This is a genomic window from Pseudomonas cremoris (genome assembly GCF_014230465.1).
In genome coordinates this window covers 15,974-30,855 of sequence record NZ_JAAXCY010000014.1, presented here as the reverse complement: position 1 = coordinate 30,855, position 14,882 = coordinate 15,974, and the positions used below count along the sequence as shown (strand labels likewise).

The window sequence follows — 14,882 nt, the reverse complement described above, 5'->3', positions numbered from 1 at the left end:
CAGAGAAAACCTTCCATGGGTGCCTGGCTTAGCAATATCTCGTTGAAGTACAAATTTTGGGCCGTCAACGCGGTCGCTTTCATCACCACCCTGCTGCTGGTGCTGTACGCCGTGCAGCTTGAACAACAGGCGCGCAGCGATGCGTCACAGGCCTCGGCGCAGGACCAGGCACGTTTGCTAAGTGCCTGGCCCGCCGACAAGGCATTGCCCAAAGGCGAGCACTGGCTGACGTTCCCGCGCGGTCAAGCCCCACAACTGGCCGACCAGGATTTGTCGGCGCTGAGCAGCGCCGATGGCTGGGTCGAGCTCAATCGCATGCCGTTATTCGGCGAAAACCCACTGATGGGCGCCGACGTGATCGCCCGGAACGACGGCCAGCAGGTCGCCGTACTGGCCTACGCGCCCAGCCTGAGCCAGGTGTTCGGCGAGCGTTTTGCCAATTACGCGGTGGCTGTGGCAATTCTGATGCTGGCCATGCTTGGCGCCTCACAATTGCTGATTCGCTTCCTGCTCAGCCAACTCAACACCCTCAAGGACGTGATGCTGCATGTCGAGAAAACCGGCGACCTCTCAGCCCGCGTGCCCTTGGCGTGCAAGGACGAAGTAGGCCAGATGGCCAGCGCCTTCAACGCCATGCAGGCCGGCTACCAGCGTGTGGTCAACACCGTGGCGCGTACCGCCCAGCAACTGGACGACGGCGCCGCGCGGCTGGCCAGCAGCATGAACGAAGTGCAGCACGGCATGCTTGGCCAGCAGAGTGAAACCGACCAGGCCGCCACTGCCATCAACGAGATGACCGCCACCGTCTACCACATCGCCCAACATGCAGGTGCCACCCGTGACCTGTCCCAGACCGCCGACACTCTCGCCGGCAGCGGCCAGGAAGTGGTGACCCGTGTGCAGCGCTCAATCGCCGGCCTGTCCACCGGGGTGCAGCAGACCGCCGAGATGATCCAGAAACTCGCCGAGGACAGCCAGAAAATCAACGGCGTGGTCAGTGTGATCCACAGCATCGCCGAACAGACCAACCTGCTCGCGCTTAACGCTGCCATCGAAGCCGCCCGCGCCGGGGAAATGGGCCGTGGTTTCGCCGTGGTTGCCGACGAGGTGCGCAACCTTGCCAAGCGCGTGCAAAACTCCACCGACGAAATCACCCGCATGGTCTCGGCGCTGCAAGCCGGCACCCGCGACGCGGTGGACTTCATGCAGGAAAGCTCGTTCAAGGCTGACGACTGCGTACAACAAGCCCAAGAGGCCGGCATTGCACTGGCAGAAATTACCGGCGCTGTGGCCCAGATGCGTGAGAGCAATACCCAAATCGCCGTCGCCGCAGAACAACAAAGCCACGTCGCCGAAGAGATGAACCGCGCGGTAGTGAGCATTCGTGATGTGACCGAAAACACCGTGCAGCAAACGGTGGATTCGGCAACGACCAGCAACCAACTGGCAACCTTGGCTGGGGAGTTGAGCAAAGCGATTGGGCAGTTGAAGTTGTAGGACTGTTCCACATGTAATCCTGCGCCCACATCCAAACCTCGATTTACTCGAGGTTTTGGCGAAACTTCCTAGCGTTGCTGGCGAATAACGCCGACTTCTTTTCCTTACATACCTCTCCAAAGTCTCTCGCCTGACCAACCAGCGCGAGGGACCGCCGATGCACTTCTCTACCAATGCCCAGCTCAACAGGGCAGCGCCTTGATCCCGGTGATTGCCAGGCTGGTCCTGGCCCCCATGGATGCCAGTAAGCCGGACGTTGAAACCGTCTTGCGCGATTTCCGCGCATGCCTGAATGACTTCGACGCGTGGGCCGAAAGTTTCTGGAGCCTTGGTGCGCTTGAAGTGGAGCAGGTATTCAAGGTCGGCGATGAAGTCTCGCTTGTAGCCCCAGCCTCCTCCCAAAAACCCAGTCGTACAGTCGCCGTTTGCAAAGCCCAGGGTTCATTGACCCTGGTGCACATGTTCGAGAGCACGCGGTTCGTGCCCATCGGCAATACCCCTGTAATGCTCCAAGGTATTACGCCCGACGGCCGCCCCATCGGAGAACCGATCCATCACGTCATAGGCCCCAGCGGCATCCTTGAAGTCAAGGACTGCACCCGCGACCAGCGTTACCAGATCACTTTCTATCCCAACGTTTCCAAAGATCACGTCAAGGCGCTGTATGCGTCTTATCAGTCGGTGATCAAGGGCCTGAACGTTCATCTGCGCGATGAATGGAGCAAAACGTTCAAGCCGCTATGGAAGGACTTTGCCCACGCCACGCCTTTGGCGCGTAGCGCGATGCAGGGCGTGGCGTTTTCAAGCGGGATCGCCAAGGCGCTCTACAACCTCTGGGACAACGTCACGCAGCTGTATGACCTGTTGGCGGACCTCAAAGCCAACAGCGAGAAATTGCTGCAGTACATCTCCCAGGCCGAACTTGATGCGCTATTGAAACTGGGCAAAGACGCGATCGCCAATGGCCTGTTGGTGCTCAGTGATGAGCCGATGATGTTTATCTACCTGTCCGCCATGGTCGCCTGGTTGCGTATGCTACCGCCGCCACAGATGTACGAAGTGGTCGGCGAGATCACCGGCGAAGTGCTGATCAACCTACTTCTGATATGGGCGACGCGGGGCATGGGCGTACGGATTCGCCTGGGTGTTCAAGTGTTGGGGCACATCAAGTCCGGACGGGTGCGCAAGTGGCTGGAGAGGTTGGCGGATCAGTTGGTCGGGCCGCGTTTGGAACCGCATGTGGATGTGGCTAAACCCCTGTTACTTGGGGGGCTGGCGACTCCGATCAAAGTGATTCCGGCGGTGCCATTGAAGGCAGGGGATCAGTTGGTTTCAAACCCGGTCGCGATGGCTCGGGACAAGGGCAAACCGAGGACGACGCTGGTTCCGCACGAGCCTGTGGATGACGTGCCCGTTTCTGGAAAGAACCCGAACGGGGATGCCACTTCGAGTGCGGATAAAACAGCCACTAATGGCTGCCCGGTGTCGATGGTGACTGGGGAGGAAGTGCTCACCCTGACCGATGGTGCGCTGGACGGGATTTTGCCGTTTGAGTGGACCCGGTTGTACCGCACCAGTGCGGTGGAAGTGGATTGCGGGTTGGGGTTTGGCTGGAGTCATTCACTGGCGCATCGGTTGGAAGTTGCGGGCGATTCGGTGGTGTGGACGGATCATGAGAATCGATCGACGGCCCTGCCCTTGCCCTCCTCTGCTCGGCCTGCGATTTCCAATAGCTTGGCCGAGGTGGCGATTTATCTGGGTGATTTACCAGATGAATTGGTGCTGGCTCAAGCCTCGCGTTTCTACCATTTCCGTAACGGTTTACTGACGGCCATTAGCGATGCGTATGGCAACCGATTGCGTATTTCCCGGGATTATTCGGGGCGTATCGAGCGAGTGTCTAACGGAGTGGGGCGCTCACTGTTTTTGCGGTACTCGTCGGACCGCATCGTTGCGGTGGACTACCAGATTCAGCGGGCAAAGGGTTATGAGCCCTACGTCTGGGTGACTGAACAGAGTGTTGTTTCCTACGCCTACGACGAACTGGGACGGTTGGTTTCGGCGACCAATGCCGTCGGCGAAAGTGAGACTTACCGGTACGACGAGCAGCACGTCATTCTTGAGCGTGGCTTAGCCGGTGGGGCGAGTTTCTTCTGGGAGTGGGAACGGTCCGGCAAGGCCGCGCGATGTGTCCGGCATTGGGCGAGTTTTTCGCAGATGGACACGCGGTATGCCTGGGATGACAACGGTCGCGTCACGGTGTTTAACGCCGATGGTAGCCAGGAAGTCTACGTGCATGACCAGCGGGCGCGGCTAGTACAGCGGGTAGATCCGGATGGTGCTGAGCACTTTAAGTCCTACGACGAAAAAGGCCGGTTAACGGTTGAACAGAACCCGCTGGGAGCGGTGACGGCGTATCAGTACGACGAAGCCGGACGCTTGGTGGCGCTGTTTCCCGGGGACGATGAGCCAACGACCTACGAACACGACAACGGGTTCGTACGGGTTGTGCGGCGTGGCGAAGCCGTCTGGAAGTATGAGCGTAATGATCAGGGCGATGTCACGCGCAAGATTGATCCTGACGGCCATATCACCGACTACACCTACAACAAGCACGGACAACTGATTGGGGTTTGGTATCCCGATCACAGTAGCCAACGGCTGGTGTGGAATGAGCGTGGGCAGTTGCTTGAGGAGCAATTGCCCAATGGTGGTATTAAGCGTTATCGCTATGACGACGTTGGACGGCAGATTGCTCGGGAGGATGAGCATGGCGCGCTGACCCAGTATCAGTGGGATGGCGTTGGGCGGTTGGTGCGTGTGATCCTTCCAGGCGGCGCTTGTCGGGAATACAGCTACAACCCTTACGGAAAGATCACCGCCGAACGAGACGAGTTAGGGAACGTCACCCGCTACGAATACGCCGACGGGCTGCATCTGATCAGCCGTCGCATCAACGCGGACGGCACCCAGGTCAAATACCGCTACGACAACGTTCGGTTATTGCTGACAGAAATCGAAAATGAAGTCGGCGAAATCTATGGGCTGCAATACCACCCCAATGGCCTGATCCAGCAGGAAACTGGGTTTGACGGCCAGCGCACCGCCTACGTCTACGACCTCAACGGCAACCTGCAGGAAAAGACCGAACATGGTGATGACGGTAGTCAGTTGGTCACCTGTTACGAGCGCGATCATGCCGGGCGACTCGTACGAAAAATCCTTCCCGACAGCAGCGTTGTTGACTATGCCTACGACCGCCAGGGCAACCTCCTAACCGTCGACGATAGCCACTGGTTTCTGGCCTACGAATACGACGCGCAAAACCGCCTCACCGCTGAGCATCAGGGCTGGGGCACCCTGCGCTACGGCTACGACGCCTGCGGCCAACTCAAGAACCTGCGCCTGCCGGACAACAACCGTCTTGTTTTTAATCATGCAAAAGGTGGTCACCTCGCTACGGTTGAACTGAACGGCTCGCTACTGACATCCCACCTCTTCAAATCCGGCCAGGAACACCAACGCCAACAAGGCCAACTCCTCAGCCATTACTACTACGACGACCAACAGCGCCTGCACGCCCACGCCGTCACTCAACAAGACCACTACCTCTACCAACGCCAATACGACTACGACAAATCCGGCAACCTCACCCGCCTGCTCGACACCCGCAAAGGCGAGCACCACTACCAGTACGACCCACTAAACCGCCTCACGCGGGCCGACCACTCCCAAGACGTACAAGAGCGCTTCGGGCACGACCCAGCGGGCAATCTGCTGATGCAAGACCGGCCAGGGCCGGATGTCGTCTCCGGCAATCGTTTAATTAGCCAAGGCGACAACCACTACGACTACGACGCCTTCGGCAATCTGATCCGCGAGCGGCGCGGCAAGGGCCATCTACTCGTCACCGAATATCGCTACGACTGTCAGCACCGGTTAATCGGGATTACTCAACCGAACGGCCAGACCGCCAACTACCGCTATGACCCGTTTGGCCGTCGCATCAGCAAAACCGTCGACGACATCACCACGGAGTTCTTCTGGCAAGGCGACAAGCTCATCGCCGAACACCACAAAGACAAGCACCGCAGCTATCTCTACGAACCCGACAGCTTTCGCCCACTGGTAATGCTGGAAGGCTTCGGCCCCAAAGAAGCAAAGCCCCACCATTACCAACTCGACCACCTCGGCACCCCTCAGGAACTTACCACTCCCAACGGCGAAATCGTCTGGTCCGCCCACTACCGCGCCTACGGCGAAATCAGCCGCCTCGACATCGGAAAAATCGACAACCCAATACGGTTTCAGGGCCAATACTTCGACGAAGAAAGTGGCCTGCACTACAACCGCCATCGCTACTACAATCCGGATATTGGTCGCTACCTGACCCCTGATCCGGTGAAGTTGGCAGGCGGGATCAGCACGTACCAGTACGTGCCCAATCCTACGGGGTGGGTGGATCCGCTAGGACTGACTGCTCATTGCACTGGCGCAGTAAAGAAAAATCCAACCTGCGCGATACCCGTTGACCCTGACGTACCTGATGTATCTCGAAAAGGAGCTTTCCGCGAAGCAAAAAGAGACGCCAACATACCAATGTCTCAACAACCTGATGCAGTTAGCGAATCGAAATCTGGCGCAAAAAAACAATACAGCAAGGTAAAAATGACGGATATAAATGGAAAAGCAGTTTTAGATAGTTCTGAAAAAACGATTCAAACAAGGGTTTACCAATACACGAGAACCGATGGATCCCAGGTACTTATCCAAGACCACTCAGCCGGGCATAAATTCGGAGCTCAGAACGGAGTAGGCGATCAAGGTGCTCACTTCAATCTGCGCCCGATCGATACACCACGCACCGGCAAAGTCCCAGGCACAAAAGATCACTATCTGTTTAAGGATTAAAAATGAGACATTGGAACGATATTGAAGGAACAGTATTCTTCAACAAACTGTTCACGCACTACATTGAGATTGGGGAAATTTACATACACTCACTGACGGTAGAGTACGATCAACCCTCTATCAGCATTGGATTTGACATACCAGAATTTCCAGATCGCTTACCCCCTAAATGGGAGGGCAAGGGATATAACACATGTAGAATTGGGCTGACCTGCAATGAAATAAGTAACTTGCAAATAGCCAATCTTCCTCGCAGGGAAATTTTCATTGCAGAAATAACGCATGAAGATGAACATTTTATCTTTAACGCAAAATCAAAAAACGCCTCTATTGAATTTAGAGCAAAATGGCTATCCATGGATGGCCCATCCGTTTATGTAAACTGCCCCGAACCTGGCGATCATACTTGGTCAAAATAAGGTCGATAGAGAGGGACGGAGGTACGACTTACATAGCAGAAACTATGGGATCTATAGCCAGCCCCAATTCGCCGTCTAGCCCACACCCACCTAAACTCTATCCAAGTCATTTCAACGGACAGAGGATGCACCATCATGGGCAAACGTCACCCCAATCTCCCCGCCTGGCAATGGCGTAATTACCCACAAAACCACCAGCACCCGACCAACCTGGCGCTGCACCTGATTGCCGTGCCGCTGTTCATCATCGGGTTTCTATTGATAGTGTCGGGCGTGTTCAGCCTGAGCCTGGCCAGTTTCGCCATAGGGGCCGTGGGTATCCTCGCAGGCCTGGCATTGCAGCGTCATGGTCACAGTCTGGAAGCCCAGGCCAGCGAGCCGTTCAGTGATCGCAAAGACGCAGTGCAGCGTCTGGTGGTCGAGCAATTTGTGACCTTTCCGCGGTTTGTATTGAGCGGTGGCTGGTGGCGCGCCTGGCGGCAACGCCATCGCCACTGAGGCTCAGCCGAACACCACCACGGTCTGGCGGCTGATGGCGATCAACTCGCCGGTCGGGCTCCACAGTGCGGCGGCGGCGTGGCCGTAACCATCGCGAGCGTGTTCGATGCTTACTTGATACTGGCACCAGTCGAGGGTGGTGAGGTCCGGCAACGGTTGGATAAACTCGATGGTCCAGGTCAGGGTGCTGCCGGGAGCAGGCTTCTTCAGATGCGGTAGCACTGAAGGTGGCCAGGCATCGACCAGGGCGAGGATGTGCGCCTCGGTCAGCGGCTCCTCTTTCACGTCGCCGCGCAGGCGAACCCAGCCGCCCATGTCGCGGGATTTATTACCGGTGAACGGCAAGCCGCCAACGCTCCAGCGCATCGCCAGGTGCCGCATGAATTCCGGAGTGACACCCTTGATATACGGCAGCTCCTGGCATTCATCCCAATGCTTGAACACGGGCGCAGGCTGCGCGGCGACGTCGATCTCGGACTCGCGGGATGCACCAAAGCTGGCTTGAACCAGGGTCGCCACTTCACCGTTTTGCACCACCCGGCCGAGCAATTGGCTGACCGCCTTGCCTTCGCGCAACACCTCGACTTGATAACTGGCAGGTACATCCGGCGCAACCGGGCCGACGAAGGTGATCGCCAGCGAACGCAACCCCCGATCCGCCGGGACCTGGGCCCGTAGGGCTTCGTATTGCAAGGCGGCAACCAAGCCACCAAAGGAGGCACGCCCCTGGGCCCATTCAGCAGGAATGGTGACATCCAGCGGGTTGCTACGGGCGGCGTCGAGCAAATCACTAAAGCGCATGGCGACCTCACATCAAACAAAACAGATGGAGGATCTTAACCATCGTAACCGTCAGGTGCAGCGCTTATTCCGGCCAAAAGCCGGACCGATCTAGAAACAATCGGCGCTGAGTTTATCCAGCACACGATCCGCTTGCCCTTCGGCCTTGGCCATGGTGCGCCGCCATACCGCGACGCAGGGCTGCAAGTCCGGCTGTTGTTCGGCCTGGGCCAACCACTGCCAACAGTCATGCCAATCCCCCAAAGCGCCTTGGGCTTTCTTGAGGCGCGACATGGCATTGGCGGGGAGTTTGTCCAGCTCGGGATAGGCTTCGGCGGCATACCGCACGCGCTTGATCAGCAACCTTAGGCGGTGGCGATCGTGGCTGGGGTCCTTCAGCGCCTCATCAAGTGCCCGCCATTGTTTGGCCAGACGCTTCTCGATGCGTGGGCGCAGGCCCTTGAGCAATTTTTGATGTTCGGATGCGCGGATAAACCGTGGGAACGCATCGAGGATCAGCAGCAGATGCGCCAACTCCGGGCTTTGTGCCACTTGGCGATAGGCCTCGGGTTGCAGGCGCAGGCGTCGGTTCGCCGCGTCGTGATACCCGTGCTGGTGTAGATACGCCGCAAGGACCTCGCGATCACGCAGCGGCGTGGTCAGTTGGCCGACCGCGCTGGCGGCCAGCTCAAGCTGTTCAACCCCCGGCAAGCCGCGCAAAGGGCGTAACAGACTGCGCAAACGCCGCACGGTGGTGCGCAGATCGTGCAAGGCTTCATCGTCGGTGACGGCTGAGAGGCGAGCTTGGCAGCTCAGTAACCCTACTTCCAGGCCAATGACCTGAGCGACTAACTGATCGACCAAAGCTGACATCCTGCCCTCACCTTCTGATAAAAAATCCTACCCGCTGCTACAGGTCAACGCCCGGCGCGAGACTCACGAATGTAGAACCGCGCTTTCTCGGCCTTGTTGGAACAGCCTTCAAACGCTTCGAATTGTTGCTGGGTCTTGGCACCGGTCAACAGAGACAAGGCCTTGGAGTAGCTCACGGTCCCAGCAAAACCTTCGGCCTTGGCCAGGTCCAACTCATGCCAGGCGGCATCCAGTTGTGTGCCACAGCTGTCGCGGTATGCGGTCTTCCCGGCACAACCGGCCAGGGCCAATACGATCACAGGCACACACATCCAGGCTTTCATCGATGACACCTCAAATAAAGAAAAACAGTCGTACTCGTGTAGACGTTGCCTACAACGAAAAGTGCCTTGTCGTATCCTGAAATCGAAAGCGCCTATTGCCAGAGCATACCCGAGTAGCGTGGCTATCCTGAAAAATAGTGTAGACGCCTCCGGCGATTGAAGCCGCCCCCTCAATGGGTGCATTGTGGGCGTCTGCCTTGGGGAGGACATGGACCATGAAAAAGCGTGTTGCCTTGGTGCTGGGCTCCGGCGGAGCCCGGGGCTACGCCCATATCGGGGTGATCGAAGAGATCGAACGACGCGGCTACGACATCGCCTGTGTCGCCGGTTGTTCCATGGGCGCCGTGGTGGGTGGGATCTATGCCGCGGGCAAGTTGGAGGAGTATCGACACTGGATCGAAAGCCTCGACTACCTCGACGTGCTGCGTCTGGTGGATGTGAGTTTTCGCCTGGGGGCGATTCGAGGCGAGAAAGTCTTCGGGCAAATCCGCAAGATCGTCGGTGAACTCAACATCGAAGAGCTGCGCATTCCCTACACCGCCGTCGCTACCGACCTCACCAATCAACAGGAAATCTGGTTCCAGGAAGGCTGCCTGCACCAAGCCATGCGCGCCTCGGCGGCCATCCCCAGCCTGTTCACGCCGGTGATGCAGGGCAACCGCATGCTGGTCGACGGCGGCTTATTGAACCCTTTGCCCATCGTGCCAGTGGTGTCGAGCCACTGCGATTTGATCATCGCGGTCAACCTCAACGCCACCAACCAGAAGCACTATCACTTGCCGGTCATCCAGCGACCGCCGGCGTTCAAGAGCCGCTTCAACAGCCTGGCGAAGTCATTGGGTTCACATCTGCCGTTTCGCCGCAAACAGGCCGAGCAGTTGATGAAGCTGGAGCAGGAGGCCTTGCAAGCTGAAGCGGCGGATATAAACCCCTGGCTGGAGTCGGCCGAGCCCGAATCCCAGCAACCTGCCGCCGCACCGGAAAAAGCAGGCGCGCCGAAGTCAGCGACCGGTTCATTCATCATTGATAACGTCGGGCCGGCGTCGCTGCTGGATTTGATCAACCAGAGTTTCGAGGTGATGCAGACGTCGTTGGCGCAGTACAAGATCGCCGGGTACCCGCCGGATGTGCTGATCAACGTGCCGAAGCGGGTGTGTCGGTTTTTCGAATTCTATAAGGCGCCGGAGTTGATCGCGTTAGGGCGGGAGATTGCCAGTGATACGTTGGATCGGTATGAGAGTGAGCAGCGCTGAGTGTTGTGGTGGTGCTAATGGCCTCTTCGCGAGCAAGCCCGCTCCCACATTTGATCGCATACTACCTGACGAAATGCGGTCGAATGTGGGAGCGGGCTTGCTCGCGAAGAGGCCCGGCCAGGCTCCACAACCCTAGGCACTCAACAACCGATACCCCACCCCCGCCTCCGTCACGATAAACCGTGGCTGCGTCGGATCATCCGCCAACTTCTGACGCAAATGCCCCACTACAATCCGCAAGTAGTGGCTGTCTTCGGTATGGGTCGGCCCCCAGATGTCCTTGAGCAATTGCTGCTGGGTGATCACCCGCCCTGGATGCCGCGCCAGTTGCGCCAGTACCGCGTATTCCTTACGGGTGAGCGCCACTTCGACGCCATCCAGCAGCACGCGGCGGTAGGCCAGGTCCACCGTCAGCGGGCCAAAACGCAAGGCCGCTTCCTGAGCCTCTCCCGCCGACGCTTGGCGCAGTAACGCACGCACGCGGGCGAGAAATTCCTGGATGCCAAACGGCTTGGTCACGTAGTCATTGGCACCACCGTCGAGGGCTTCGACTTTCTGTCCTTCGCTGGCCCGTACCGACAGCACCAGCACCGGCACCGTCGACCATTCGCGAAACTCGCGCAGCACTTGCTGGCCGTCCATGTCCGGCAGGCCAAGGTCGAGCACCAGCAGGTCCGGTTTGCTCAGCGCCGCCTGCGCCAAGCCTTCATTGCCGGTGCCGGCCTCGATCACTTTATAGCCCTGGGAGGCCAGGCTGATGCGCAGGAATTTGCGGATCTGCGGTTCGTCATCAATGACCAAAATCGTCGAGGTCTGGCTCATGGTGTCCAATCAAAATCCGTGAAGAAAACAGGGTAGCTCATGCCTCGCGCTCCAGGCCAGGCTGAGTCGGCAGTGGCAGGAACAGGGTGATACAGGTGCCGCGCCCGTCGATGCCATCGGCAACGCTGATATGCCCACCGTGGGCGCCAACCATGCCTTGGCAGATCGCCAGGCCCAGGCCAGTGCCCTGCCCGCCTCGATCCCCACGCGCGGCGGTGTAGAACATATCGAAAATCTTCGCGCGCTCGTCCTCGGGAATGCCCGGCCCTTCGTCGGCCACCGCGAAAAACAGCTGGTTGTCGGACACGCCAGCGTTCACGTGCAAACGCCCGTGGGCCGGTGAGAACCGCGCAGCGTTTTCCAGCACATTGACCAACGCTTGCTCGATCAACGCCGCGTGCACGTACAGCAACGGCAACTCCGCCGGCACATCGGCACGCACCTGCAACAGTGCCAACACCGCACGCAATCGCCCAAGAGCACTGCCAACGATATCGCCGGGGGACACCCAATCCCGCGCCAGCTTCAGGGCGCCGTGACCCAGGCGGGTCATGTCCAGCAGGTTCTGGATATAACGATCGAGGCGTTCGGCTTCATCGCGGGTGCCTTCCAGCAACTCACGACGATCTTCCAACGGGATGGCTTCACCCAAGGCCAGCAGGCTGTCGATGCTGCCGCGCATGGCAGTCAACGGCGTCCGCAGATCGTGGGACACCGAGGCCAGCAAGGCGCTGCGCAGTTGCTCGGTTTCGCCGTGCAACCGGGCGGACTCCAGCTCTTGCGCCAGTTGCGCACGCGCCAGCGCCTGGGCCAATGGTTGGCTCAACGCAGTGAGTAGACGTCGCCGCTGCCCGCTCAACTCCAGGCCCGGTTTGGGACTGACACCGAGCAAGCCCAACGGGCCCTCTTCACCGGACAGCGGCCACCACCACCAACGTCCAAACGGCAGCGTGCCGGTGCCCATGCCGGCTGGCTGGTCGTGTTGCCAGGCCCAGTCGGCGGCGGCGCGCTCGGCTTCGGTGAGGGTCAGTGGCGCGCCGGTTTCAACCTTCCAGCCACCTTGGCCATCGCGATTGACGAGGCACAAATCCAGGTCGCTCCAGCCTTCCAGATGATGGGCTGCCGCACTGATCACGGCCTGGCGGTCGGTAGCGGCAGTGAGTTTGCGCGACAGGTCGAGCAGCTCGCTGGTTTCTTCCTGCGTGTCACGCAATGCCTGCAACTGCCGGCGTTGCCGCGCGGCGAGGTTACCGGTGAGCGCAGCCATCAGCAGGAAGAACAACAGCGTGAGCACGTCCTCTTCACGCTGGATGGCGAAGGAAAAGTTCGGCGGGATAAACAGGAAATCGTAAGTCAGGAATGACAGCGCAGCGCACACCAGAGACGGCCCGAGGCTGCTGCGCACGGCCACCAGCAATACGGCTGCGAGAAACACCAGGGAGATGTTCGGCAACGGCAATACACTGGCCACGGCCCAGGCCAACGCGGCAGCCACCACGGTCGCCACCACCGCCAGCCCGTAGTCGAACCACACCAAGCCGCGTACATCGGGCATGCGCGGTGGTGCAGGGATATCGTCGCTGTCGAGGACGTTGATTTCCAAGCCACGAGCATTGCGCAACAGGCGCGCGGCGAGCCCACCCCCGAACAAACGCCGACGCCAGCGCATCCGCGACTGCCCCACCAACAGCAGGCTGGCGCGACGCTCGGCGGCGTGCTGGATCAGGGTCTTGGCCACCTCTCCCGCCCGCAACAAAACAACCTCGCCACCCAAACGCTCAGCCAGTTGCTGGGCATTTTGCAGGCGCAGGCGCGATTGCTCATCCCGTGCGCGACCGTTGTCGATATGCACCAGGCTCCACGGCAAATGCCGGCGCTGCGCGACGCGACTGGCATGCCGCACCAGACGCTCGGCCTGCGCATCGCCATCCACGCCCACCAGCAGGCGACCGCGCACCGCCGGCGCTGCCTGACCGAGTTGGCGATAGCCTTGGGCCAAATCGTCATCAACGTGGGCGGCGGCGGTTTGCATGGCCAGCTCGCGCAGGGCCATCAGGTTGGTCTGAGTGAAGAAGGCATCGATGGCCGCGCGGGCCTGCTCGGGCACGTAGACCTTGCCGTCGCGCAGGCGCTCCAATAACTCGCGAGACGGCAGGTCGATCAGCAGCAGTTCGTCGGCCTCCTGCAGCACCCAGTCCGGCAGGGTTTCGCGGACCAGCACACCGGTGATGCCACGCACCTGGTCGTTGAGGCTTTCCAGGTGCTGGACGTTGACCGTGGTGAACACGTTGATACCGGCGGCGAGCAATTCCTGAATGTCTTGCCAGCGCTTTTCATGACGACTACCGGGGGCGTTGCTGTGGGCCAGTTCGTCCACCAGCACCAGCTTGGGTTTGGCGGCGAGCAGGCCGTCGAGGTCCATTTCTTCAAGCATGACGCCACGGTATTCACTGCGCAGCAACGGCTGTTGCGGCAGGCCGCTGAGCAAGGCTTCGGTCTCGGCGCGGCCGTGGGTTTCGACCACACCGGCGATCAGGCGCACGCCCTGGCGCAACTGCGTGTGGGCGGCCTGCAGCATGGCGTAGGTCTTGCCCACGCCGGGTGCAGCGCCGAGGAAGACCTTGAGCCGGCCGCGGCCGTCCCGGGGCAGGTCGGCTAGGAGGGCGTCGGCGCGGCCGGAGTCGCTCATGCTGGGGGGTTCCTTCAGGTATTAAAGTTCACTGAAGATCCAATGTGGGAGCGGGCTTGCTCGCGAAAGCGGTCTGTCAGTGACGGAGGTACTGGCAGATATGCCGCCTTCGCGAGCAAGCCCGCTCCCACAGGGGTTCAGAGTTTTTCCAGGGCCATGTTCAGCGCCAGCACGTTCACTACCGGCGGGCCCACCAACGGGCTTTCTATGTGCTCATCCAGCAACCGTTGCAAGGTCGACACCGGTACATTCCGCGCTGCTGCCACCCGCGCCAGTTGATAGGCAATCGCCTGTGGTGGCAAGTGTGGATCAAGACCGCTGCCAGAGGTAGTCAGCGACACCAAAGGCACCGGCCCCTGGCGAGGTACAAGTTGTTTGTTCGCGTCGTCGAAAATGCGCGTGGCCAGTGCCGGATTGCTGGGGCCAAAGTTACTGGCGCTGCTGGAAACCGTAGCAAATGCGCCCGCCGAAGGACGCGGATGAAACCAGTTGTCACCGGTAAAATCCTGGGCGATCAGGCTGGACCCGCGCACCTTGCCGCTGTCATCGCGCACCAGGCTGCCATTGGCCTGGTCGGGAAAGGCAACTTGAGCGACGCCGGTCACCACCAAGGGGTAGGCGACGCCGGTGACCAGGGTCATGAGGACCAGCAGGCTCAGCGCTGGACGGATTATGTTGGACATTTCAAATTCCTCAATTGCGTGGAATACGTACTTGTAGTGAGCGGGCTTGTCCCGCGCTGGGGGGCGGAGCCGCCCTAAAACCAGACACCTCGGTCTTCCTGAAACACCGCGGCGTCCTGATTGGGGCGGCTTCG

The 14,882-nt window shown here is 59.6% G+C and carries 11 protein-coding genes; 5 read left to right on the top strand and 6 right to left on the bottom strand.

The features are described from left to right. Nucleotides 1-15 precede the first annotated feature (15 nt). From HF257_RS28535 to HF257_RS28520, 4 genes are all read left to right on the top strand, one after another. On the top strand, nt 16-1,497 hold the full coding sequence (locus HF257_RS28535; RefSeq protein ID WP_185708774.1) for a methyl-accepting chemotaxis protein: 1,482 nt from the start codon (nt 16-18) through the stop codon (nt 1,495-1,497). A 198-nt stretch (nt 1,498-1,695) separates the two neighbouring features. Then, complete coding sequence (locus HF257_RS28530) at nt 1,696-6,408, top strand: RHS repeat-associated core domain-containing protein (protein WP_185708773.1); 4,713 nt, start codon at nt 1,696-1,698, stop codon at nt 6,406-6,408. A gap of 2 nt (nt 6,409-6,410) precedes the next feature. Further along, nucleotides 6,411-6,827: an Imm50 family immunity protein gene (locus tag HF257_RS28525; RefSeq protein ID WP_185708772.1), complete on the top strand. Its 417-nt coding sequence runs from the start codon at nt 6,411-6,413 to the stop codon at nt 6,825-6,827. A gap of 135 nt (nt 6,828-6,962) precedes the next feature. Then, nucleotides 6,963-7,325, top strand: coding sequence for a DUF962 domain-containing protein (locus tag HF257_RS28520; protein WP_185708771.1), 363 nt, complete (start codon nt 6,963-6,965; stop codon nt 7,323-7,325). Nucleotides 7,326-7,328: 3 nt separating this feature from the next. Here the strand turns inward: HF257_RS28520 and HF257_RS28515 are convergent, their stop codons facing one another. The 3 genes from HF257_RS28515 to HF257_RS28505 all read right to left on the bottom strand — a co-directional run bounded on the left by HF257_RS28515 (nt 7,329) and on the right by HF257_RS28505 (nt 9,301). Further along, complete coding sequence (locus tag HF257_RS28515; RefSeq protein WP_185708770.1) at nt 7,329-8,126, bottom strand: acyl-CoA thioesterase; 798 nt, start codon at nt 8,124-8,126, stop codon at nt 7,329-7,331. Nucleotides 8,127-8,216: 90 nt separating this feature from the next. Continuing rightward, nucleotides 8,217-8,978 carry a CHAD domain-containing protein gene (locus tag HF257_RS28510; RefSeq protein ID WP_185708769.1) on the bottom strand — a complete coding sequence of 254 codons (762 nt, stop codon included), beginning with the start codon at nt 8,976-8,978 and terminating at the stop codon, nt 8,217-8,219. Between the two features lie 44 nt (nt 8,979-9,022). Next, complete coding sequence (locus HF257_RS28505) at nt 9,023-9,301, bottom strand: hypothetical protein (RefSeq protein WP_010176194.1); 279 nt, start codon at nt 9,299-9,301, stop codon at nt 9,023-9,025. Between the two features lie 215 nt (nt 9,302-9,516). Between HF257_RS28505 and HF257_RS28500 the strand changes: the two genes are divergently transcribed. Then, nucleotides 9,517-10,554, top strand: coding sequence for a patatin-like phospholipase family protein (locus HF257_RS28500; protein ID WP_185708768.1), 1,038 nt, complete (start codon nt 9,517-9,519; stop codon nt 10,552-10,554). A gap of 132 nt (nt 10,555-10,686) precedes the next feature. On the opposite strand, the gene HF257_RS28495 is transcribed toward HF257_RS28500, so the two are convergent. From HF257_RS28495 to kdpC, 3 genes are all read right to left on the bottom strand, one after another. Beyond that, nucleotides 10,687-11,376, bottom strand: coding sequence for a response regulator (locus HF257_RS28495; protein WP_185708767.1), 690 nt, complete (start codon nt 11,374-11,376; stop codon nt 10,687-10,689). A gap of 37 nt (nt 11,377-11,413) precedes the next feature. Beyond that, entirely contained in the window at nt 11,414-14,065 is a 2,652-nt protein-coding gene (locus HF257_RS28490) for a DUF4118 domain-containing protein (protein ID WP_185708766.1), read from the bottom strand. Nucleotides 14,066-14,202: 137 nt separating this feature from the next. Next, a complete protein-coding gene (kdpC, locus tag HF257_RS28485) occupies nt 14,203-14,748 on the bottom strand; it encodes a potassium-transporting ATPase subunit KdpC (RefSeq protein WP_185708765.1) in 546 nt (181 codons plus the stop codon). Nucleotides 14,749-14,882: the final 134 nt, after the last annotated feature.